We start from the raw sequence: 23,428 nt of genomic DNA, 5'->3' as shown, positions 1-23,428 counted from the left end.
GTTAATATAACGAATAAAGAGGCGATACGCATCATGCGTATCGCCTTCTTCTATCTATAAATTCATTTCTTTTATTCGACGTGCTTGATTAGCCTTTTCTTCTTTTTCTAATTCTTCTCGGTCGTTACGATTTGCATGGTAAGAAACCTGTTCATCAGGTTTAGATATCGCATGATGCAACGGCTCTACCTTACGGTTATCTCTATAGTCTCGATTTGAGGATTTAATACTTGCTACTTTTCTACTGTCGCTATCTTCTTCATTTAAATTCGTTTCTTGCTTAAGATATTTAGGTCTGTTTTTCACTTCATAGTAAATACGGCCAATATATTCTCCGATAACACCTATCGAAATCAGTTGAATACTTCCTAAGAAAAGCACCGCAAAAATTGTTGAAAAGTAACCCGGCGAGTCGATACCGTTTACAAGAATCATAATAAAGTTCACAAGAAGGTAGACAATACTAATTCCAAAAATACCCATGCCAAAATACATAATTGTACGAAGTGGCTTATTATTAAATGAAATTACACCATCAACACCATAATCTAATAATTTAAAGAAAGACCATTTTGAATCTCCTGCCACACGTTCTTGATTCGTATATTCAATTGTTTCTGTAGGATAACCTACCCATGAAAAAAGTCCTTTAGAAAAACGTTGTGCTTCATCCAATTCAGCTAACGAGCGTACAACACGCTGGCTTAACAATCTGAAGTCTCCGACCCCGTCTTCGATTGGAACATCGACAAAACGGTTAATCAATTTATAATAGCATTTGGTCATAAATTTACGTGATGCTTTTTCTCCTTCACGATTACGTTTTGCGATAACTTGGTCTGTACCATCTTCTAAATATTTCTCAATCATTTGCGGAATCAATTCAGGCGGATGTTGTAAATCGCCATCTAAAATAATAACTGCATCCACATCCTGACTATTTTCTAAACCTGCAAACATGGCTGCCTCTTTGCCAAAATTACGACTAAAAGATATATATTTTACCTTCTCATCTTGTTCACTATAATCTTTTATCATATCTATTGTTCGATCCTTGCTGCCATCATCAATAAACAGCAAGTCGTAGTCATAATGATGGAGTTCAGAGTCTTTTGCTAATACTTTTGTCAATTCTTTATACGTGTAATTAATTACATCTTCTTCATTGAAACATGGGATTATCATTCTTACTTTACTCATTCTATTACTCCATCCTTTTTAAAAGTTAAGAATTCCATTAATATATACAAGGTCTCGTATTTTGTATACCCGATTTTACATTAGTAAATTATTTTTACTTTTCTATTTTTTCTTTTAGGATACTTGGCCACTATTATAAGAAAAATTTTTGTGCGATTCGAATAATTATATGCTTCTTTACAGAAACTAAATATTTTTGAAATATAGTAAGATTATCAAATTTGTTATTACTGTCATTATCACTAAAAACTATAAACCTAATGTTAATTTTATGTATATTTTCATTCTTTTTTCCTCTATCAACTCAGAATTGTATTATACTACGCTTAAAAATATTGATATGAGGAAACTACATGAAAATTTCAACTTTACTTTCTTCGAAATCTATTTTAAAAAATTTCGGACTTTATACTATTATTTTATTTTTTGCCATACTAAGTGCTATTATCCCACTTTCATTAGATGACTATGCATGGAAATCAAAAGTAGGTATTAATCGAATGCATCATTGGTTCCATGATTATAATGGTCGTTATCTCAGCAACTTATTAGAACTTGCTGCTGTTCGATCTTCTATTGCCCAAATTTTGATAATGACAATTTTTTCTAGCTTATTAATCATAATGTTACGTCAATTGACTTTCAGAAATACGAAAAGTATCTCTTACATATTGATTTTATTAATCGTTATGATGTTGCCTATACCTTTGTTTGCTGAAACTTTTGGCTGGGTTGCTGGTTATGTAAACTACGTTACATCCGCTTCACTTCTGTTATATATACTTAAAGTTTATTTCGAACAATATAACAGAAATGGGTTTCATCCACTACAACAAGCATGGTATTTTGTTATAGGTATCACCACAACTTTATTAGTGGAACATGTAACACTGTATTTAATCATACTTGCATTATGTGCGAATATTTTTTATTTCTACAAAAGAAGGAAAATAAAGTTAGTTTATTTCAATTTCTTAATCGCACATTGTATTGGGGCAAGTATTATGTTTTCAAATTCGGCATACCGACAAGTCACTGCTGGAAAAGATCCTTACCGAAGTGTAGAAAAGCATACAAGTATATTAGACAGTATTAATCACCTATATCTTTATAACATCACGCCTTATTTTTTTACTACAAATACATTATTACTTGCTCTTCTATTAGTTGTTGTGAGCATCATTATGTATGTTCATAAAGGAAAAGCGCTCTATATTAATTTAATTTTTGTCAGTGTCGTGTTCGTAAGTTTATTATTTACAATGATTAACCGCACTAATTTAAACCGTGTTATTTTTAATGAAGCATTAATAATGATTTCAGGCACCTTGTTCTTTGTATTAATTACTACCTTTCCTATTTTTATATGGCAGAATTTAGAATGGTCACGCCTTAGTCAACGTATATTTTTATATTATGGAAGTGCAATTTTTTTAACTTTACCGTTCTTAGTAATTACACCTTTTAGCGCTCGTTGTACATTCGCGAGCCATATTTTTATCATTTTAATTCTCCTAGAATTGATTAAATATATAATGAAGAATGTCCGTTTTAGATGGAATCCTAGATGGAATAATTACTTGGCCACAGTAGTGATGTCTACGCTCATACTAAGTTATATTGCGCCGATATCTGTAAATAAATATATCGATTATAGCCGTTCAGAAAAGTTATTGAATATGAAGCATTTCCCAAAAAGCGTGACTTTGCAGAAAGTTCCATTTGAAGAATTTCATAAAATCATCAACTTCCAAGAAAATGATTGGATGGTCCCTGCTTATAAAGAAGTGCACAAAGTGCCAAAAGAAACAGAGGTTAAAATTAAACCACAACAATAAAAACGACCCGCTCTTTCACGAATCAATCTGAGAAAAAGCGGGTCTTAATTTATACTTCTTTATATCTGATTATCAGCAATCAAAAGATTATTTTGTATCATATAATCCTTTTGTTTGGTTGCTAGTATCAATAAAGATATTTTTAACTTGTTGATAGTTTCTTAAAGCGCCTTTATAAGTTTCTCTGCCGATACCTGATTTTTTATAACCGCCGAATGGTGCACCTTCTGGTACTTGGTCATAAGTGTTGACCCACATACGTCCAGTTCTCACTGCACGAGCAATAGTTAATGCACGGTTGATATTTTCTGTGAATACACCACCAGCTAAACCATAATCAGAGTTGTTAGCAACTTTAATAGCTTCATCATCATCTTTGACTTTAATGATTGTTAATACAGGGCCGAAAATTTCTTCTTGTGCCAATTTGTCATCACTACTATCAACAGCAATAAGTGTAGGTTCAAAGAAATGACCTTTACCTAAATCGCCTTCAGTAAGACGATGGCCACCTGTTAAAATTTCAGCGCCTGATTCTTTAGCATAATCTACATAACTTTGAATTTTATCAATTTGTGCTTGTCCTGTTTGAGAACCCATTTGGGTATTTTCATCTGTAGGATCTCCAACTTTAACACTTTCAAATGCATTTTTCAGACGTGAAATCAGTTCATCATAAATATCTTCTTGAACAACTAATCTTGATCCTGCACTGCAGACTTCACCTTGGTTGAATAAGATACCCATTTGAATACCTTCTACAGCTAGATCTAAGTTAGCATCGTCTAAAATAATATTCGCTGATTTACCACCAAGTTCTAAAGTAGCAGGTACAATGCGTTTGGCTGCAGCTTCTGCAACTTTGTAACCTACATCAGTAGAACCAGTGAATGATAATTTATCTACACCTTCATGATTGAAAATAGCATTACCTGATTCAGAACCTTTACCTGTAACAACGTTTACCACGCCATCTCGTAATACTTCTTGGAAAATTTTAGCCATTTCAATCATACTTAATGGTGTTGATGATGATGGTTGAAGTACAACTGTATCACCAGCAGCTAAAGCCGGTGCAACTTTCCAAGTAGCTAATAACATTGGGAAGTTCCAAGCAACTACTGCACCTACAACCCCTACTGCTTCGTGACGGATGATACTCATGATATCCTCACTCATATCATTCACAGTACCTTCATCTGTATCAATTACGCTTGCAAAGTATTGATAATGACGTGCTGCAAGCGGAATATCAGTTGTTGAAGTTTCACGAATTGGCTTACCATTGTCTAATGTTTCTACCATTGCAAAATGATCTTTACGTTCTAATAATTTATCGCCAATTTCACGCAACATACGTACGCGTTCTTCTTTCGGTGTTTTACTCCAACTTTCAAAAGCTGTCTGTACTGCTTCAACTGCTTTATCTACATCTTTTTCAGTTGCTCTTGCTATTTTTGTTAATACCTCTCCGTTTGATGGATTTGTTACTTCTAATGTTTCTCCTGATTCACTCGGTACAAACTCACCATTAATAAATAAATCATAACTATCTTGGATATAATCTCTTGCATTTACACTCATGCTTCAATTTCCTCCTTTAAGTTTTTGATTTATATATAGAAAGATAGCTGTCGAATACACTAATCAATTTTTAAATATGCTGTCGAGACTGAAATTCTCCTTCTACAAAATCAATTTGTATATACACGATAGTAGTTTTTCTATAACGTGTTCAAAAGTACTATATACCAAAGAGAATTGTCTAAAACATTACAAATCACATTTTTTATATTTAATTAATTTAAAGTTTACACACAATATAATTTTACATAAAACTTATAAAAAAACCCGCTTTAACTCAAATCTAACTTGAGAGAGCGGATTTTCATTTATTCAAAAATTAAAATTTATGATCATCATGATCTAGAACATCACTTTGTCCTGATTCATATAATCCTTTTGGTTTATTGCTAGTATCAATAAAGATATTTTTAACTTGTTGATAGTTTCTTAAAGCACCTTTATAAGTTTCTCTGCCGATACCTGATTTTTTATAACCGCCGAACGGTGCACCTTCTGGCACTTGGTTATAAGTGTTGATCCAAACTCGTCCAGTTCTGATTGCACGTGCAATATTTAAAGCGCGGTTAATATTTTGAGAGAATACACCACCAGCTAAACCGTATTCAGAATCATTAGCAATACGGATTGCTTCATCATCGTCTCTGACTTTGATAACTGTTAATACAGGTCCGAAAATTTCTTCTTGAGCTAGTTTATTATCGTTGTTATCTACAGCAATAATTGTAGGTTGGAAGAAGTATCCTTTGCTTAATTCGCCATCTGTAATGCGATGTCCTCCAGTTAGAATTTCAGCACCTGAATCTTTAGCAAAGTCTAAATAGCCTTGGATTTTTTCCATTTGTGCTTCGCCTGTTTGAGAACCCATTTGAACATTTTCATCTGTTGGGTCTCCAACTTTAAGATGACTAAATACATCTTTCAAACGTTTCATTAATTCATCATAGATATCCTCTTGTACTAATAATCTTGAACCTGCACTGCAGACTTCACCTTGATTGAATAAGATACCTAATTGAATACCTTCAACAGCCACATCTAAGTTAGCGTCGTCTAAAATAATATTGGCTGATTTACCGCCAAGTTCTAAAGTAGCAGGTACAATGCGTTTAGCTGCAGCTTCTGCAACTTGATAACCTACATCAGTAGATCCTGTGAATGATAATTTATCTACACCATCATGATTGAAAATAGCATTACCTGATTCAGAACCTTTACCAGTTAGGATATTCACAACACCATCTGGCAATACTTCTTGGAAAATTTTAGCTAATTCAATTAATGATAACGGCGTAGAAGATGAAGGTTGGATGACGATTGTATTACCAGCAGCTAAAGCAGGTGCTAATTTCCAAGCTGCTAATAATAGTGGGAAGTTCCAAGCAACTACTGCTCCTACAACACCGATAGGCTCATGACGAATGATACTCATAACATCTTCGCTCATATCATTGACTGTACCTTCATCTGTATCAATTACACTTGCAAAGTATTGGAAATGACGTGCAGCAAGCGGAACATCAATAGTTGAAGTTTCGCGAATAGGTTTACCATTATTCAATGTTTCAATCATTGCAATACGATCTTTTTGTTCTAATATTTTGTCGCCGATTTCACGAAGTAACTTCACACGTTCTTCTTTCGGCGTTTTACCCCAGCTGTTAAATGCAGTTTGTGCAGCTTTAACTGCTTTATCTACATCTTTTTCTCCTGCTTTAGCAACTTTTGTTAATACCTCACCATTTGCAGGGTTTGTAACTTCAAGTGTTTCACCAGATTCACTTGGTACAAACTCACCATTAATAAATAAATCATAATTATCTTGGATATAATCTCTTGCATTTACACTCATGCTTCAATTTCCTCCTTTAAGCTTTTGATTTATATTAGAGAGGCTCATCAAACTGTTGTAGCCTCTCAACTACTAATTTCTTTTTTAAAGCTGTCAAAAGTAAAACGTTTACATTTCTGATTATTATTATCACACATCATTATAATTACGTCATTTAATGTGCTTGTGAATTATTTATCTAAAAAGCTCCGATTTAAACGGAGCTTAACCATCTATCATATTATTCTTGTACAAATTTTAATTCCAAATGATGGACTAAATGTTTTAGCATTGTGTTATTTGGCGTAGGTATTTTTAACGCCTTGCCATAAGCTTCGATTTGACCATTTAAATAATCCACTTCAGTTAAACGACCAGAATATAAATCTTGATGCATTGAAGGATGATGTAAACCTTGTGCTTCTATCGGATACGTATTTTCAATCTTATTCACAATTGTATCGAAATTCAAATCCACACCTCTTGCTGTGCCGACATCTACAATTTCTTCTATTATCGGAACAATCATTTCATGCGCTTGATCATATTCAGCAAATTCTGCAATTGTTTTATCTAAAATTGTACATAAAGGATTGATAACACTGTTCAATGCTGCTTTATTCCACACAGAAACCATTACATTATCGCTGATTGTGGCATTTAATCCAGCTTCTTCAAACACCTTTTGAATCTCATAAGTTCTTTCTGTAACTTTGCCGTCTACACGTTGAAATTCAATTGCACCTGTTCCCTCTAACAACAATTGTCCTGGGCCTCTGAGTCCTGCTGTCCATACTGTAACTGCTAAATATACTTGTTCCTCTGGAATAATTTTAACAAAACGTTCATCATGACCTAATCCATTCATCAACGTTAAAACAGAAGTGTTTTCATTGATAGCGCCATACTGCTTCAAATCACGAAGCATTTCTTCTGAACGCATTGCTTTTGTTAAAATGATGACTAAATCATACGGCTCTGTTACATCACTTGGGTAAATCATTGTCGCAGTGACATTATAAGTTTCTGTTTCGGTTTGAATTTCAAATCCCTTTTCTTTTACAGCTTGAACATGTTCTTTCCAGTAATCAATAAATGTTACGTCATATCCTGCTTGTTGTATTTGTGTACCGACACGGCCACCCATGGCTCCAGCACCTGCTACTGCTATTTTCATATGTATCTGGCTCCTTATAAAGAAATTTCGGTTTGTATCATACCAGTATATATTTATTATTGTACGCTAGAAACTTGTTTGAGGTCTAGAATGAATTTAGAATTTTTAGATAATTGTACTTTTGAAAAAGAGTCGGATGTTTTCCGACTCTATAAGATTTATTTTACACCTTCACGTTCTTCTTGTTTCTTTTTGTAATAATAAATTGGAATACCTAATAACGTAATAATGATACCTATCACTGCAAGTAATGTTTGCGTAAACAGTGTATTAATTAATACGAAAACACCTGCAATCAAAGCAATAAGTGGAATAATCGGATATAAAGGTACTTTATAAGGACGTTCCATATCCGGTTCTCTTTTACGTAAAATCATGACGGCTAAGAATGACATTGAGTAGAATGTCCAAATCACAAATACTAACATATTTGTTATTGTATCGAACGCACCTAATGACATCATAACGTAAGCAATAATTTGTTGTACCAAACCAGCTGCCCATGGCGCTTGTCCTGGTGTTAGTTTTAAGAAGAATTTACGGAATGGCAAACGGTTACGTTCCGCCATTGCATATGGTACACGCATACCTGTCATTAAATAACCATTTAATGCACCATATACTGATACCATGATGCCGATTGTAACAATTTTACCTCCGCCATCTCCGAAGATTCTAACTGAAGCTTCACTTGCTGCATTTAAATTACCGCTGATTTCTGAAATTGGTAATGTCATTAAGAATGCAGCGTTGATTAGTAAATAAACAACCATGACAGCACCTAAACCAATTGTAATTGCTCCTGGTAAGTCTCGTTTAGGATTTTTTAATTCTCCTGCGATTGTACCAACATGCATCCAACCATCATATGCGAACATTGTCGCAAGCAATCCTGCACCTAATGCAGTAAAGAAACCATGATTTTCCCCTGCTTGAAGTGGAAGCAATGAGAAATCCACATTACTGTCTTGGAATAAACCGACAACTACAATCAAAATAATGGGAATCAGTTTGATAACCAATGTGATTGATTGCAACATACCGCCTGCTTTAGATCCTAAGCAGTTAATAAAATAAATAGAGAGTGCTGTTAATATTGCAATTGGAACAATCCATCCTGCTTTCAGATGGAACAAATTAATTAACTGCGTAGCAAATACAATTGCTAAAGCAGCAATATTGGCTGGGAAGTAAATAAATGCTTGTGCCCAACCTGAAAGGTAACCCCAAAAGCTACCATAAGTATATTCAATATATGTGATTAAACCACCTGTTTCAGGGATTGCTGCTGCAAGTTCAGCTGCAGTCAATCCAGCACAGATAGTAACAAGTCCGCCTAATAACCAAACAAACATCGCCATACTTGTAGAGCCGGTAACTTCAACTACACTGGATACTTTGAAGAAAACACCTGCTCCAATGACCGTTCCCATTACAATGGAAATGGCTGAGAAGAATCCGAGATTACGTTTCAACTCATTTTGATTACTCATTCTATCTATCCTCCATTCACTTATACAAGATAAGCAACTAGAGAGATCTGACAGTATTATTCAGTTTTCAGCAAAATAAAAAGACTGAGACTGCAATTCATAAAATTTCGATATACGTTTGTATCGATTTTATAAATTGCGGATCCACAGTCGCTTTTCATTAAACTAACCCCAATAAATTCACTGCAATACTGAAAAATAACATTCTTTTTCTCTCAGTTACTTTTACCCCTAAAATTCTCTGAATCTTAGCATTCTTATACAGTTTAACGCACAGCAGTGTAATGAGCAACAAAGATTGTGTAAAGCTTCTAAAGAAAAAGTACACTCATATTAAAACAACTGAGTGTACTTAAATAGTTTTTATTTTTCATTACCATATAATTCTTTTTTAATTTGAGTAGTAGAGATGCCTTCTGTACGTTTAAGATAGATGACTTCACATTGATCTTTAAGAAAATCAAATTCACCTTCCCAATCATGTCCCATAACAAAAGTATCTACTTCATATCTATCGACATCTTTTGTTTTTTGTCCCCAATCATTTTCGGGGATAACTAAATCAACGTAGCGAATAGATTCTAACATCATTTTACGTTGTTCATAACTATAATAAGATTTCTTGTTTTTAATTTTATTAAATTCGTCACTGGACAAAGCAACTATCAAATAATCTCCCATTTCTCTTGCTCTGCGAAGGAGTTCAATATGTCCATAATGTAGTAAATCATAAGTTCCGTAAGTAATAACTCTTTTCATTATTGCAATCTCACTTTCATTTCATTAATTTTTTTTACTTTCAACATCTTGATGAATCAATTCTCCTATATATTCAGAAGCTTTACCGTTTTCAATAGAGCAAAAACGGTCGTAAAACTCATTAATATTAGATTTGTATTCATTGCTGACTTGATCAATTTGTTTTAATCCACCTGCTAATTCAAAGGGATCCGTATAAATCGGACCAGGCAAATCATTTTTGTAATTCATATAAAATCCACGCAAGCCTTTGTCATACTTATCAATATCATAAGCAAAGAAGAATTGCGGACGTTTTAAAATACCGAAATCAAACATCACAGAAGAATAATCTGTAATTAATGTATCGGATATTAAGTAAAGCTCGGAAATGTCATCATAATTTGATACATCTATCGCAAAATCTTCATATCCTTCAAGGTTAAGTGCATTAGCAATTAAATAATGCATACGTAATAAAATAACATATTCATCACCTAATTCTTTCTGCATGTTTTCTAAATTGATACGCAAATCAAATAGGTATTGCCCTTTTTTGATAAATTCATCATCTCTCCAAGTAGGTGCGTACAGGATAACTTTTTTATCATTTGGAATATTAAGCATTTCTCGAATATGATTTTTAAATTCATTATCATCAGCTCGGTTAACTAAAATATCATTCCTTGGATAGCCAACTTCTAAAATACGTTCTCTATCCATCCAAAATGCCGATTCAAATATTTCTGTAGAATAACGGTTTGGAGAAATCAGATAACCCCATCTTGATGTCTCTTCATGAAAGTTACGTTTATAAGTTGGAGTAGTAGTACCAGGCATTCTAACAACTTTCATATCATTAGCTAATCTTTTTAGAGGTGTACCATGCCATGTTTGAATATATGTTTGATTATCCTTTTTACTCAAATATAAAGGCGTTCGTGCATTGGTAACCCAATAGTGCGCATCTGAATATGCTTCATAGTATGCTTTAGAACCTTTTTCAACCTTTTTTGCATTTCCAGGAATTATATTTTCATCAGGATTTTTAAAAACCCAAATATAATTATATTCTGGATATCTTTTGATCATATATTCATAAATATATTTAGGACTGTCACTATAATTCTTACCTCCGAATGTTTCAAAAAGGATTGTAGTATTTGAAACATTCTCAGGTTTATCCTTAAGTTTATACATAGATCTATTTTTATTTTTTGAATTAGTCACGATATTTTTTGCGTGCCTCAAAGCTGCGCGTCCTTTATTCAATGAGAAAGCTGCTTTTGGCTTATCTAACATTAAAAGACCCATCTCTGCTTTAAATAATCCGTATCCTTCTTTTAATAATGGTCTTTTCAAATGATGTGCTAGTTTTCTTAATGTTTGTTCATGTCTGCTGTATCTTTGTTTGATATCACGGCGTTCCGGGTCGAAATCTCTTTTGATTTTAGCTAACATTTTATGATCTAAAAAATCCCGAATTTTTTTATTATCAGTTTGTGCTACTTGCTTCAAATAGCTTTCAACATATTCCTCAAACAAAACATCAAAGTCTTGTTCTGATAATGTTTCAGTTTCAAACGGATGATATACTTCTCCTCTGTAATAAAACGGGAAGTTGAAAATACGCACAAATCGATTAACGTAACGAACGTAATCTATTAAAAATGAACGATCGATGTATGTTTTCAATGTTTCATCGAATTTAATGTGATGCGCATTTACTATACTTGTTTTGAAAATTATATTACATGCTGTGTTTTTTCTTAAAAATGAATTAGGGTTACTTTTTCCATTGAGATATTCAACTCTCACTTTGTTTCGATCTACATATTGGGGTTGTTTCAGCGTGAATTTATAAATAGGACCTATCAACCCATCTAATCCATTAAGTTTCTTTAAATAAAAATTAACAGCATAAGAAGCAAGTTGGTCATCTGAATCTAAAAACATAAAATAAGGCGTTTCTACATGTTGAATTCCTATATTCCTTGCATATGCATGACCATAATTTTTATCTAGATTAACGATATCTATTTCTTTATCGTAATTTTTTAGCGCTTCATATAGCAGCTCTTCTGAATCATCTTTAGATCCATCATTAACAATAACTACATTAAAATTTTGATTTCTTTGTTTTTTAAGACTATTGATACATTCTGTAATATATTCTTCTGAGTTGTAATATGTGATTACAATAGTTAAGTCGTTCATAAACATATCTCCTCTGAAATTATCTCGTTTATGTCATTCATGAAGAATTCAGTTCAACCTAAGCTAAACCTTATTAATTTTTGTATCATTTTTAAGTGATAATCATTTAATTTGAAGTATCTATATCTTTAAATAATTGTTTAAAGTTTTTTACAGCTTCTTTTTCTGTTAATGTTTTTTTAGTTTTAACATGCTTAAGAGGATGCTCAATAATATTAACCATAGCGTCAGCAATACCTTGTATGTCATTCTCTTTCACAATATAACCATTTTTACCATCTTCAATAATTTCTCTAGGACCATATCTTACATCATAAGCAATGGCTGGGCATCCTTCATTAATACTTTCCATTACAGTGAGCCCAAATCCTTCAATTCTGCTTGTTAACAGAGAAGCTTTTGATTCTCTAAATTCCTTCAATGGATTTTCAGTAAATGCTTCTATCGTCACATCGCTTTCAAGATGGTATTCTTCAATCATCTTCTCAATAGCTTGACGTTCTTCTCCAATACCCGCTCCAAATAAAACCAACTTTGTATTATAGCCTTTATCTTTGAAAATTTTATAAGCTTCTATAATGTGTGGAATTTGTTTTTCAGGTGCAAAACGTCCCATATAAATAAAGCGATCTTTTTTCTCACTTTTCGCTTTTGATTTTTCTATAAAATGCGGAATGACTGCAAACTTATCATCAGGAATATCTAGTTTTCTTTGAATATCCTCTTTTTGATGATTTGTAAGTACCATATATTTGAATACTTTATCTGAATTAAGCAAGGCTGTGCGATATGATCCTTTTAGTTCATCTCCATTGAAATGGGTGCTGTGAAAAACCATTATTGGTTTTATCTTTTTATTACAATTTAATAATGCTTTATCTAGTAATCTTGCATCATCAAAAACAGTATCCCCATCTTTGAAAATATGGTTAAAGAAGTAAGTAAATAAATCTTTTTCATTACTGAAACCTTTTTCCACACGTCCTTGTTTATAAATCAAAATCGAATTAATCCGATTGTTTTCATCTGCATTAAAAAATCTTCGACAATATAAATTACCATCTAAATCATAAAATTGGTCTTCTATTTTTTTATTCATTTTACGAGAAAAGTTGCTGATTCTATGCAAATAACCGTACATATTAAATTCATGACGTTCAATTTTATGTCTCACACCATCTACAAAATAGTCCTCAAATTTAATAATGTTAGACTCTGGAAAGAATTGTCGATACATAAGATATTTACCAGTATCTTTGTCATAATATCTAATGGCGTTACGTTTCTTATCTTCTTTTTCAACATAATTAGAAATTCTAATTGGCTGAGGCTTATATATCTTTTGCTTTTTAAATTTTGTTTTATGAATGTTATAAACATTAAAGTCAGATAACCACTCGTAAATATTTATGATTGGAATACTACTTTTCAATATCTTTCTTTCTTCAAACGATTGATAAACATTTCTATAATTGGGATCATAGTTTGTCGTTAAAATCGTTTGTTTTATTTTCAATTTATCTTGTATAAAATCTATACGCTTTAAAAGCGATTTCGTTCTTCCCCCATGAACCTTCGGTAATGTAGAAGTAATAGTATATATCATATTTAATCCCCTTCTAATAATTACAAATCTTAGTTTTTTATTCTATATCTATGTAATTATTTAACGTAAACATACACAACAAAACTATATTTGTGTAATTTATGTCTATCACGTTTACAAAATTATAACATTTCGTTGAGAACATTTATATTATTAAGGGAACTGTACTTGCGTTAAAGCATAAAAAGCTGAAGTAACTTTACATTACTCCAGCTATATTTATGTTGATTAAATGAATAATTTACACTGTTTTTCGGTTTAGTTTAATTCATCTAATAATTCTAACCATAATTTATTTATTTTCTTTTCATGCTGGCGTTTTGTAATTTCTAATGCATTTTTTTGCATCTTTTCATACTCATGCTCTGGCATCTGTAATATTCGGATTACTTTTTCAGCGGTTTTTTTTATTCTATCTTTGCTCAACTTATCAATTACAAAGCCATCTTGACCATCTCTTACAATTTCGCCTGGGCCGTATTTCGTATTATAAGTTACAGCTGGTACACCACAAGCTAAAGATTCAGTTAGAGATAAGCCAAAACCTTCATAATTGGAAGTAGATAAATACAATTTAGCTTTTTTAAGTTTAGCAACTGTATCTGTTATATGTCCTCTTAGAAAAATATTTTTTTCTAACCCGTATTCATTAATCTGGTTTTGAAGTTTTTCTTTATCAGGGCCATAACCATATATTTCATATTTTACATTAGGAACTTTTTTTACAACTTCTTTTACAATTTCAATAGCTTCAGGTAAATTTTTAGCATTATGGTATCTTGCTAAAGAAATAATTAACGGACTTTTTTTCTTTGGCAATTTTTCCATAAACTTCAATAACTTAGGTTGATGATGAGAAATAACTTTTATTCTGTCCTCAATGTGTTTTATCTGATTAATATCATTTTGTTGTTCTTTAGTCAAAACAACTAATTTATCTATTTTATTTTTTTCTATACTTTCAAATAAATCGTCAACAGATGAAGAAAACTTTTGAATATCTGTAAATGGTGCATCTAAATGATTATTATGAAGTATATAAATCTTTTTTATATTAGTCCCTTTTATCCTATTAAACGGCTTCACATGATCCCTTTTATCAATAAATAATACTGGATTAGGTACATTTTTGATAAATTCTTTTAAGATGTCTACTCCCATAGTCGCTTCATCGGAATATTGGCGCTCATTTAAATGACAGAAGTAATTTACAGGTTTAAAATTGTCTTTATTCAATGAGGAGGATACTATCGGTTTTCCTTCATTTGAATTCAATACTATAAATGAAGGTTTATTTCTGTCATCCATATATATTGCTTTTCTTACTTCACCATTGCTACCATATATTTCTTTTAAATACCGTTTCCAAGGTGTAGTAAAAATATCCTTAAAATTAACCGTTCCATCTTCATGCAACCTTAAATAATAATTATATCTACCTTTTTCATCAAATACTCTATATGTGTTTTTTTGCTTACTATCAGCAAAATAAGTAAAAGAAGAGTTTTTCTCATATTTCTTCATAGTTGAAGCAATATTATTATTTTCATATAGATTGTATATTTCAACATTCCTCGCTATATTCCCAACTTCTTTATGATACTCACATAGTTCTTGAAATTCAGGATCAAAACCATAAGTAAATATAATAGCTCGTTTATATTTCTTAGCTAGTGTGTTTATACGATGATACGCAGCTCTATGCAATCCTCCGTTGACTTTCTTGATGTTGTGTAAAAAAACTATAGGTACTAACTTTTTCATGAAATACTTCCCCTAAAAATTTATTTAAAAATAATTAATTACTGATTTTACTGTAAAACATTTGAATTGCTGCTTTGTTATAATCATTTATATTAAACTCGTGATTATCTTTGACAAGGTTTTGTGCATATTTTTCTAATCCTTCCACTAATCCACTGGTTGAGTTTTCCACAAGCAATCCATTTGTACCGTCTAATACACTTCTGTTACCCGTAATATCTGTAGCAATAATAGGCTTCCCAATAGAAAGTGCTTCTAATAAAACCATAGGCTGCCCTTCATGATTTGAAGATAGAACAAAACAATCACATCGTTCTAAATATTGATAAGGATTGTTTACTTGTCCTAGTAAATAAACACTGTTTTGCAAACCTAAATCTACAATAAGTTCTTGCAGCTCAGAATATAATACTCCAGAACCTAAAACTTCAAGTTGGATACTTATCCCTGGATTTTTATCTTTAAATTTTTTTACAGCACGAAATAATTTTTCATGATCTTTTTCCGGTGATAATCGGCCAATTGTTACCAATTTAATTCCTTCATATTGTTTATTTTCAATTTCTACAATTGATACATCTTTCATTTGCTTTAAAAGATAAATATCTTCTTCAGAATTAGATATAATAAGTTCCCTATCCTTATTACTTAATTTTGACAATATATCATTAAAATTAATGATATTGTTAACAAAATCAAATTGATTATAATTTGCATATTTCTTCAAATTTTTTGCATTAAGTTCTTTAAGAGGTTCGGAAACTGAAAGGACTTTATCATAAAATTTATACAACGAAAAAACTCTAGGCAGAATATACTTATGTTTATATTGTCCTTGTATCTTCTTTTGTGTTTCAGCTAATAAATCATTATGTTGGTACACAACTTTTTTATTTATGTCGGCAAAAGCAAATATAGATGTCCAAAATGGTACATACCCACTAAAATCAACTGCAACATCTAAATTTATATTACCTAACAACCTTTTAAGCTCCCTATTCGAAAAATTTTTAAAATCTCTTTTTCCTAGAAATTCTCTATAACCCCTTCTTTGTGTAATAAACTGATTTTTACGGTATTCGTTAAACGTTGTATTACTTTGTCCAATTCTGAAAACTAGGTTAGCCTTAGTATTAATTCTTTCCATATTATATTTCATCACATCATTTATTTGACCTTTTTCAACGATTATCAAATTATATTTATCATAATTTATAGAATGTGATAAATTTATTGCAGATGAAGTAATCCCATTGGGCAAGAATCCACCACAGTACATAATAATATTAATTTTCCCATTACTTACCTTAAAAAAATTTTCTTCTTTTTTATTTATAATGTTAAAAATTATATCGAAGTTCGGTTGGAATAAACGTTTATCTGTTTGCATAAAATATAGCTCATTTTCTTCATCTATATGATAATAGATATTTTCTTTTCCTATAAAATCTGTTTCTTTATCGGACATTATAATAGATTCATCAAAGTTTAAAGTTTCATTTGGATTATCTTGTGATACTAAAAGATACTTCAATTCCTCTATTTCAGAATAATATTCATACACCTCAGGATGAGCTACAATATAATAATCTGACAAAGCCTCGTCAGCCTTACTTAGTATCTTACTAATTTGAGAATTTGAATAAATATTATTAAGCAAAATAAAACTTTGATATATTTTGCTATTTTTTTGTTTAATGTAAAAATTAGCATCACTATATACATGACCTTCAAATATACCTTTAAGATTGAATAGTGGGAGATATTTATCAACTTCATTCTCTGTTTTGAATAATAAATGCGATGCTTGGAATAATGAATGCTGAATACGAATTTTTTCCCTGTCGAATTGGTATTCTTGATCAAATTCTTTAGTAATACAATCAGAGGTCTGTATCAAAATTTGTCTATCATCTCTAATATAAAAGGTTGGCAATATTGTATTTGAAATAATATATTTACTCGTCGCTAATAAATTCAGAAAAGCACTGTCACTAAATTTCACAATATTTAATTCTTTAAATCCATCACCTATTTCAACGTCATCTTTTATTGCAATGTAAACCTTCTTATTTGAATATTTTTGTTGCAATTCTCTTATAAGAACCAACTCTTGGTTATTCGGCAAAGAATTGATGGCTACAACAATTTGATTTTTCTTTAGTGATTTATTATTAAAAAGAGTAGCAAAATCAACTGCATTTTTAAAGTTTTCTTCTTGTTTGTATTTAACTATAGGCTTTTCTAGTTCTTGTTTTTGTTTAAGTAAAATTTTCTTCAATGTGTTTAGCTTAGACATCCAGTTTCCCCACTCTTTCATTCAATCCTTTTATGATGTTTCTAGAACTTGGTAACTCGTATTTATTGAAAAATGGTAAAAAAACTTCCCAGTTAGGTATATATTCAATGCCTAGCTTTGTTTTCTCATTGATAAAACTTTCATCGCACACTTTTACATTGATACCATTTTCAGTCAAATAGGCTATTTTGCTGTATGCGTTTTTTAAATCATCTAAAACAAAATAATATTCTGCTTTTTGAATAAGTTGATAAAAATCCGCTTTTTCTTTTAATTTAGGAAAAACCAAATCTTTTTCTTTCATTTCTTGGTTAAGCATTTCCAAATGAATATAGTCTACATTAACTATAATTATTCTTTCTTCCCTAGAAAGAATCCCTTGCGTTAATGCATCGTAAAAATTCATAATATCTTTAAATGATTTGTTTTCTGCATCTACTAATATAAATCTTTCATCCAAAATCTTTTGATAAATCATTATAAATTGGTCATTGATTGCATTTGTTAAAATAGGGATGAAGTACCGATTATCTCTTGATTTTATTGTGTTTTTAGATGTCCATTCTTTATCTTGATAATATATAAATTGTATATCTTTATTCTCATTACTGATAGTTAATGCACTAGCTTCAAATGAAATAAAATGATTAAAATTTTTATTTTCAATCTTGTTAAAGAAAAAATCATCTTCTTTGATTAATTCAATATCATCCTTATTTAAATATTGATGCTTCAGTTCTTTAAATATCGGGAAATTACCAAGAATATTTTTCCAAAATTTATCGCTACTCAAATTATATATCTTATTTATATCAATATATCCAAGCAATCTATTGATTTCGTTTAATGAAACTTGTTCTAAATTTTTTTCAGATAAATGTGGATTTTCTTGTTTCATCGAAAGCATGTAATCAATCCATAATTTTTTATTCACATTTAACTTTCCGAATCTAAAAAACAATTTTATATTTTTAAGTTTTTTCAGTGCTTCTTCTTCTTCATATTTCAAATTGCTTTTCGTCAAAACAATAATATTGCTATCCTTTTTAGACATACTATTAACAAATGCTATTTTATTTTCTATATCTTTATCATTAAATTCATCTATAAAAACAAGTATATTTTCTTTTTTATTATCAATTTTTTTAGCATAATTAACATTTGTCTTACCATTAAATAAGACATCAATAACTTTTTCTGTTGAAGAACCATCTTGCCATTCAATGAACTTTTTAATAGAGCATCCTTCTAAAGCGTCCGGATCTCCAATCAATTGATTTAATTCTTTTTGATTATTGGCTATATGACAGCCTAGTTCATTAAAGTCTAAATATGTGCCGCGCTCTCTCAAATAATCTTCTTTATCATACGTATATAAAATAATAGGTTTATTTTTAACATAAAAATCAAAGAAAACACTTGAATAATCTGTAATTAATAAGTCAACGATTGATAAAATTTCACACATATCTATAAAGTCTGGTATGAAAATATCTCCTAATTCACTATCATTTTTAAAAAATTTATATAGTAACGGGTGTACTTTCAAAACTAATTGATAGCTTTCATCTAAGCTATCTTTCATATTTTTGATAATATCTTTAATTTCTTTTTTTATATCTTTTTCTTCACCTACATTTCCTCTCCATGTAGGGGCATATAATGCAATTTTTTTATTTTTATCTAATTTAATATAATTTTCTAATTTAGTTAAAATCTCTTTTTCTTTAGTTTCAGTTATCAAATCTATTCTAGGATATCCCGTTTCTAAAACTTCACCATTATAAATACCAACTAGATTATGAGAACTCGTTAATTTTTCAGTTGTAAACTTATTAGGAGATAAAATATAATCTGCTTGGATAAAATTTCTTTGAAGATTTTTTAGTTGTTCAAGAGGTCCTTTCATGTCTTTACCTAAAGTTTTTAATGGTGTCCCATGCCATGTATTCAAATACACTTGTTCCTTCCTTTTCAAAAAGTATGGAGGAAAAGACGTGTTATTTATTAGATATTTGGAAGTTGCTAAACAATATAAATATTCATTTGAATTCACACTTACAAATTTAACATTTTTGATTTTCTTATATTCCTCATATGGTTCATCATCATTAATTACCCAAATATGTTGATAATCACTAAATTTTTTATTTATGATTAAGTTTTTAAATATAGCATAAGGGTTATCCGTTAAGCTCTTACCGTGAAAAGTTTCATATAAAATTGTTTTTGGTTTTATTGCTTCGGCTTTATAATTATTGTAAATTTCTATCCTTTTTTGTCCTATATTGTTTTCTAAAATATGTTCATATTTATTTTCATAGTGGTGAAAAAGATCAAATTGTGCTTCATTTAGTATATTCTCTTGAGGCAATTATATTCACTTCTTTCCCTTTTCGAAAAATCGAATTTTTATTTATCTATAATTTCTTTAATGTATTCTTTGATTTCATCTTTCATTTCTTCGTTATTTAATGCAAAATCAATTGTTGTTTTAATAAAACCTACTTTTTCTCCAACATCATATCGCAGGCCGTCGAACTCATAAGCATATACATTGTCGACACTATTCATACGTTCTATTGCATCTGTTAATTGAATTTCTCCTCCGGCTCCACTTTCTTGATTTTCCAAATATTTAAAAATATTTGGAGATAGCACGTAACGGCCCATTATTGCTAAATTTGATGGTGCTTTTCCAAAAGCAGGTTTTTCAACAAATTGTTTCACTTCATACAATCTATCGTTTTTCGACATTGGATTCACGATTCCATACCTATGAGTTTGATTGTCAGGCACTGATTGTACACCAACTACTGATTTTCCAGTTTTTTCATATTGCTCCATCAACTGTTTTATAGCCGGTTTGTCAGATTGAACAATATCATCACCTAATAAAACTGCAAAAGGTTCATCACCTATAAACTGTTTTGCACAGAGAATTGCATCTCCCAGCCCTTTTTGCTCTTTTTGTCGAACATAAAATAAATTAACTAATTTTGTCGGGTATTGCGTCTTGCTTAATTCTTCAATTTTCCCTTTCATTTCAAGATTCATTTCTAATTCTTTTTGATTATCAAAATGATCTTCTATAGCTCTTTTATGTTTCCCTGTTATGATTATCACATCTTCTATACCTGCTTTTGATGTTTCTTCTACTATATATTGAATTGTAGGTTTGTCTAATATTGGTAACATTTCTTTTGGCATAGCTTTAGTTGCCGGTAAAAATCTAGTTCCTAAACCTGCAGCAGGAATAATTGCTTTTTTTATCATGTAGTTCCCTCCAAGTTATGGTAATTCTGTTGTTTTTAGATTTATTTGTAGCACCTCTAGTTATTTCTTAATTATCATCTTTTTGGAAAGACATTAAGTTTTGTTTTCTAGATGGTCAAAACCTTATAATTAATATACTACATTAACTTTTTAAATTAAAGATTTACTTTCTTACTCGAGGTAAATCGATTACATAGAAAAATTTATAATATTTTATATTAAAAATCCGAAACCTATTTGATTGCTGATTGCAAATAATATTAAATGATTGTAATTAAAAAACGCACTCACTAAAAAGTAAGTACGTTTCTCTTAATATATTATTCTTATCTATATTCACTTTCGACCGCTTCAACCACTTCCCCATAGTCTTTCCCAGTCGATATATTAACACTCGCTAAAAAGCTGCCTTCCACAATCGGTGCTTCTATCTTTTCCACTCTATAATCACCATCATACATTTCAATGGCCATATCTAAATTCATCTCTGCTGAACCTAAATCATAAAAGCATATAGCGTCATCTTTCAAACCTTCAATCGCTTGTTGAATCGGTTCAAATGAAGTACCGATAGTGCCATCACTGCCGCCAACCGCAATAACTTCTACACCTTCAGTCATTTGAGCAATCAACTTTTGTATACCATATGCAATTTCTTCACTATGACTGACTACGATAATCGACGTCATCTTTAATCATCTCCTATCAAAGCATTCAAAATATAAACACTACTTTGTGCGCCTGGATCAGTATGACCGCGAGACTCTTCTTTATAGTAAGCAGCACGTCCTTTAGTTGCGACCATATGATACGTTTCATCAGCAAGTTGCTGCAAATATGAAATATCAACACTTTCACCCGCTTCGACAGCAGCTCTCGCAGGTTCGATGACATCATACATCGTCTTTTCATTCAACTCCACTTTACCGCGTTGTGCCACTGCATCTGAAAAAGCTTGGAGCAGCTTCGGCAAATTTTCATCCGTAATTTCATCTTCAGCAACTTGTGCCATCTTCACAAAACCGAAACCATACAATGGCCCTGAAGCACCGCCTACTTTAGACATCAATGTCATACCTGTTGTTTTTAATACATCCGGTACTGTTTCAACATTTTCCAATGCTGCTTTCAGCGCTTTAAAACCGCGTACCATATTCACACCGTGATCACCATCACCAATATCTCGGTCTAATTCTGTTAATGTATCTTCTCTTTCCTCAAATGTTTCCTGTAAATTTAACAAACGTTTTTTCAATGTTGCGCCATCCATCAAAATATCCCCCTTGTGTCTATCCAAAATACTTACTTGCTGTTGGTGCTTCAAGTGCCTTTAGAACTTCTTCATGATTTGGCACAAGTGTTAATGAAAATCCTTGCATATCTAAGGAAGTCATATAGTCACCGACAAACCAGCGTACTACAGCAATATCATGATCAGCTAATGTTTTATTGATATATTTTGCTGCAATATTCAACTCAGAAAGCGGCGTGCCTCCCATACCATTCACCATAACAATCACTTCAGATGATGATACTTCTTTTTGCAAAGTCTGTACCAATTCTTCTGCGATTTTAGCTACAGGTTTAATCACTTCACGTTTCAAACCACGTTCACCATGTATACCAATACCGACTTCAATTTCATCGCCTGCTAAATCAAAGCCCAACTGTCCTGTAGAAGGAACAAGCGGCGGAGTTAAAGCCATACCGATTGTACGCATTCCTTCTAGTAATTGTTCAACCTTTTCTACAATCGTATCCAGGTCATCCCCTTGCTCTGCTAAATACCCTGCATATTTATGGACAAAGACAGTACCTGCAACCCCGCGTCGCATATCTTCATCTTCTACAGCAATATCATCACGCACAATTACTTTAGCAACTTTTATATCTTCCATTTCTGCCATCTCTTGCGCCATTTCAAAATTCATGACATCTCCAGCATAATTTTTAATAATTAAGAGCACGCCGTCTCCTGTATCTACTGCTTTAATGGCTTCAAGAATTTTATCAGGTGTAGGAGATGTGAAAATTTCACCGCAGACTGCCGCATCAAGCATACCTTGTGCTACATAACCTGCATGTGCTGGTTCATGTCCGCTTCCACCGCCTGAAACAAGTGATACACCTTTTTCTTTTTTCTCTTTTCGCACGACTACTGAATCTGCTATCACTTCATTTTCTGGATTCGATAACACAAAACCATCTAACATATCTGATAATATCGTCGTCTTTTCTTGTATCAATTTCTTCATTATTCTCACCCTTTATATGGAGTTATTTTGAATACTGCTGAAATATTACTTGGTTATTCTTTACAATATTATTATATCTTTTATGTTCGCTTAATTCATGTGATATCCAAGAAAACACTGTATTTCCTTTTTGATAAATTATATTCATAG

The 23,428-nt window shown here is 31.4% G+C and carries 16 protein-coding genes; 1 reads left to right on the top strand and 15 read right to left on the bottom strand.

Translation table 11 applies throughout. The annotated features are described in order from the left end of the window. Positions 1-54 precede the first annotated feature (54 nt). The gene (locus A4G25_RS09715; protein ID WP_047132542.1) at positions 55-1,200 is read right to left on the bottom strand and encodes a glycosyltransferase; all 1,146 of its coding nucleotides are present in this window, start codon (positions 1,198-1,200) and stop codon (positions 55-57) included. A 353-nt stretch (positions 1,201-1,553) separates the two neighbouring features. Here A4G25_RS09715 and A4G25_RS09710 point away from each other — a divergent pair, with 353 nt between their 5' ends. After that, positions 1,554-3,038: a DUF6056 family protein gene (locus A4G25_RS09710; protein WP_047132543.1), complete on the top strand. Its 1,485-nt coding sequence runs from the start codon at positions 1,554-1,556 to the stop codon at positions 3,036-3,038. Between the two features lie 87 nt (positions 3,039-3,125). Here A4G25_RS09710 and A4G25_RS09705 read toward each other — a convergent pair whose 3' ends face one another. The 14 genes from A4G25_RS09705 to dhaK form a co-directional block, all read right to left on the bottom strand. Further along, entirely contained in the window at positions 3,126-4,622 is a 1,497-nt protein-coding gene (locus tag A4G25_RS09705; RefSeq protein WP_047132544.1) for an aldehyde dehydrogenase family protein, read from the bottom strand. Positions 4,623-4,941: 319 nt separating this feature from the next. Then, a complete protein-coding gene (locus tag A4G25_RS09700; RefSeq protein WP_047132545.1) occupies positions 4,942-6,474 on the bottom strand; it encodes an aldehyde dehydrogenase family protein in 1,533 nt (510 codons plus the stop codon). A gap of 220 nt (positions 6,475-6,694) precedes the next feature. Further along, the gene (locus A4G25_RS09695) at positions 6,695-7,630 is read right to left on the bottom strand and encodes a ketopantoate reductase family protein (protein ID WP_047132546.1); all 936 of its coding nucleotides are present in this window, start codon (positions 7,628-7,630) and stop codon (positions 6,695-6,697) included. Positions 7,631-7,788: 158 nt separating this feature from the next. Continuing rightward, on the bottom strand, positions 7,789-9,123 hold the full coding sequence (locus A4G25_RS09690; protein WP_047132547.1) for an APC family permease: 1,335 nt from the start codon (positions 9,121-9,123) through the stop codon (positions 7,789-7,791). 363 nt (positions 9,124-9,486) lie between these two features. Beyond that, positions 9,487-9,882: a glycerol-3-phosphate cytidylyltransferase gene (gene tagD, locus A4G25_RS09685; RefSeq protein WP_047132548.1), complete on the bottom strand. Its 396-nt coding sequence runs from the start codon at positions 9,880-9,882 to the stop codon at positions 9,487-9,489. Positions 9,883-9,906: 24 nt separating this feature from the next. Beyond that, a complete protein-coding gene (locus tag A4G25_RS12885; RefSeq protein WP_075140892.1) occupies positions 9,907-12,078 on the bottom strand; it encodes a bifunctional glycosyltransferase/CDP-glycerol:glycerophosphate glycerophosphotransferase in 2,172 nt (723 codons plus the stop codon). A 106-nt stretch (positions 12,079-12,184) separates the two neighbouring features. After that, entirely contained in the window at positions 12,185-13,684 is a 1,500-nt protein-coding gene (locus A4G25_RS09675) for a glycosyltransferase (RefSeq protein ID WP_047132549.1), read from the bottom strand. A gap of 258 nt (positions 13,685-13,942) precedes the next feature. Beyond that, positions 13,943-15,448 carry a glycosyltransferase gene (locus A4G25_RS09670; protein ID WP_047132550.1) on the bottom strand — a complete coding sequence of 502 codons (1,506 nt, stop codon included), beginning with the start codon at positions 15,446-15,448 and terminating at the stop codon, positions 13,943-13,945. 34 nt (positions 15,449-15,482) lie between these two features. Next, positions 15,483-17,747 carry a glycosyltransferase gene (locus A4G25_RS09665; protein ID WP_052766769.1) on the bottom strand — a complete coding sequence of 755 codons (2,265 nt, stop codon included), beginning with the start codon at positions 17,745-17,747 and terminating at the stop codon, positions 15,483-15,485. Next, the gene (locus A4G25_RS09660; RefSeq protein ID WP_052766770.1) at positions 17,740-20,121 is read right to left on the bottom strand and encodes a CDP-glycerol glycerophosphotransferase family protein; all 2,382 of its coding nucleotides are present in this window, start codon (positions 20,119-20,121) and stop codon (positions 17,740-17,742) included. The genes A4G25_RS09665 and A4G25_RS09660 overlap by 8 nt, the downstream gene beginning before the upstream one ends. Positions 20,122-20,159: 38 nt before the next feature. Next, on the bottom strand, positions 20,160-21,023 hold the full coding sequence (gene galU, locus A4G25_RS09655; RefSeq protein WP_047132551.1) for a UTP--glucose-1-phosphate uridylyltransferase GalU: 864 nt from the start codon (positions 21,021-21,023) through the stop codon (positions 20,160-20,162). A gap of 326 nt (positions 21,024-21,349) precedes the next feature. Then, positions 21,350-21,712, bottom strand: a complete 363-nt coding sequence (gene dhaM / locus A4G25_RS09650) for a dihydroxyacetone kinase phosphoryl donor subunit DhaM (protein WP_047132552.1) — start codon at positions 21,710-21,712, stop codon at positions 21,350-21,352. 2 nt (positions 21,713-21,714) lie between these two features. Further along, positions 21,715-22,293, bottom strand: a complete 579-nt coding sequence (gene dhaL / locus A4G25_RS09645) for a dihydroxyacetone kinase subunit DhaL (protein ID WP_047132553.1) — start codon at positions 22,291-22,293, stop codon at positions 21,715-21,717. A 19-nt stretch (positions 22,294-22,312) separates the two neighbouring features. After that, a complete protein-coding gene (gene dhaK / locus A4G25_RS09640; RefSeq protein WP_047132554.1) occupies positions 22,313-23,278 on the bottom strand; it encodes a dihydroxyacetone kinase subunit DhaK in 966 nt (321 codons plus the stop codon). Positions 23,279-23,428: the final 150 nt, after the last annotated feature.

Origin of the sequence: Staphylococcus condimenti, from assembly GCF_001618885.1 — a bacterium.
Lineage (GTDB): Bacteria > Bacillota > Bacilli > Staphylococcales > Staphylococcaceae > Staphylococcus > Staphylococcus condimenti.
This window is presented reverse-complemented; position numbering and strand designations above follow the sequence as displayed.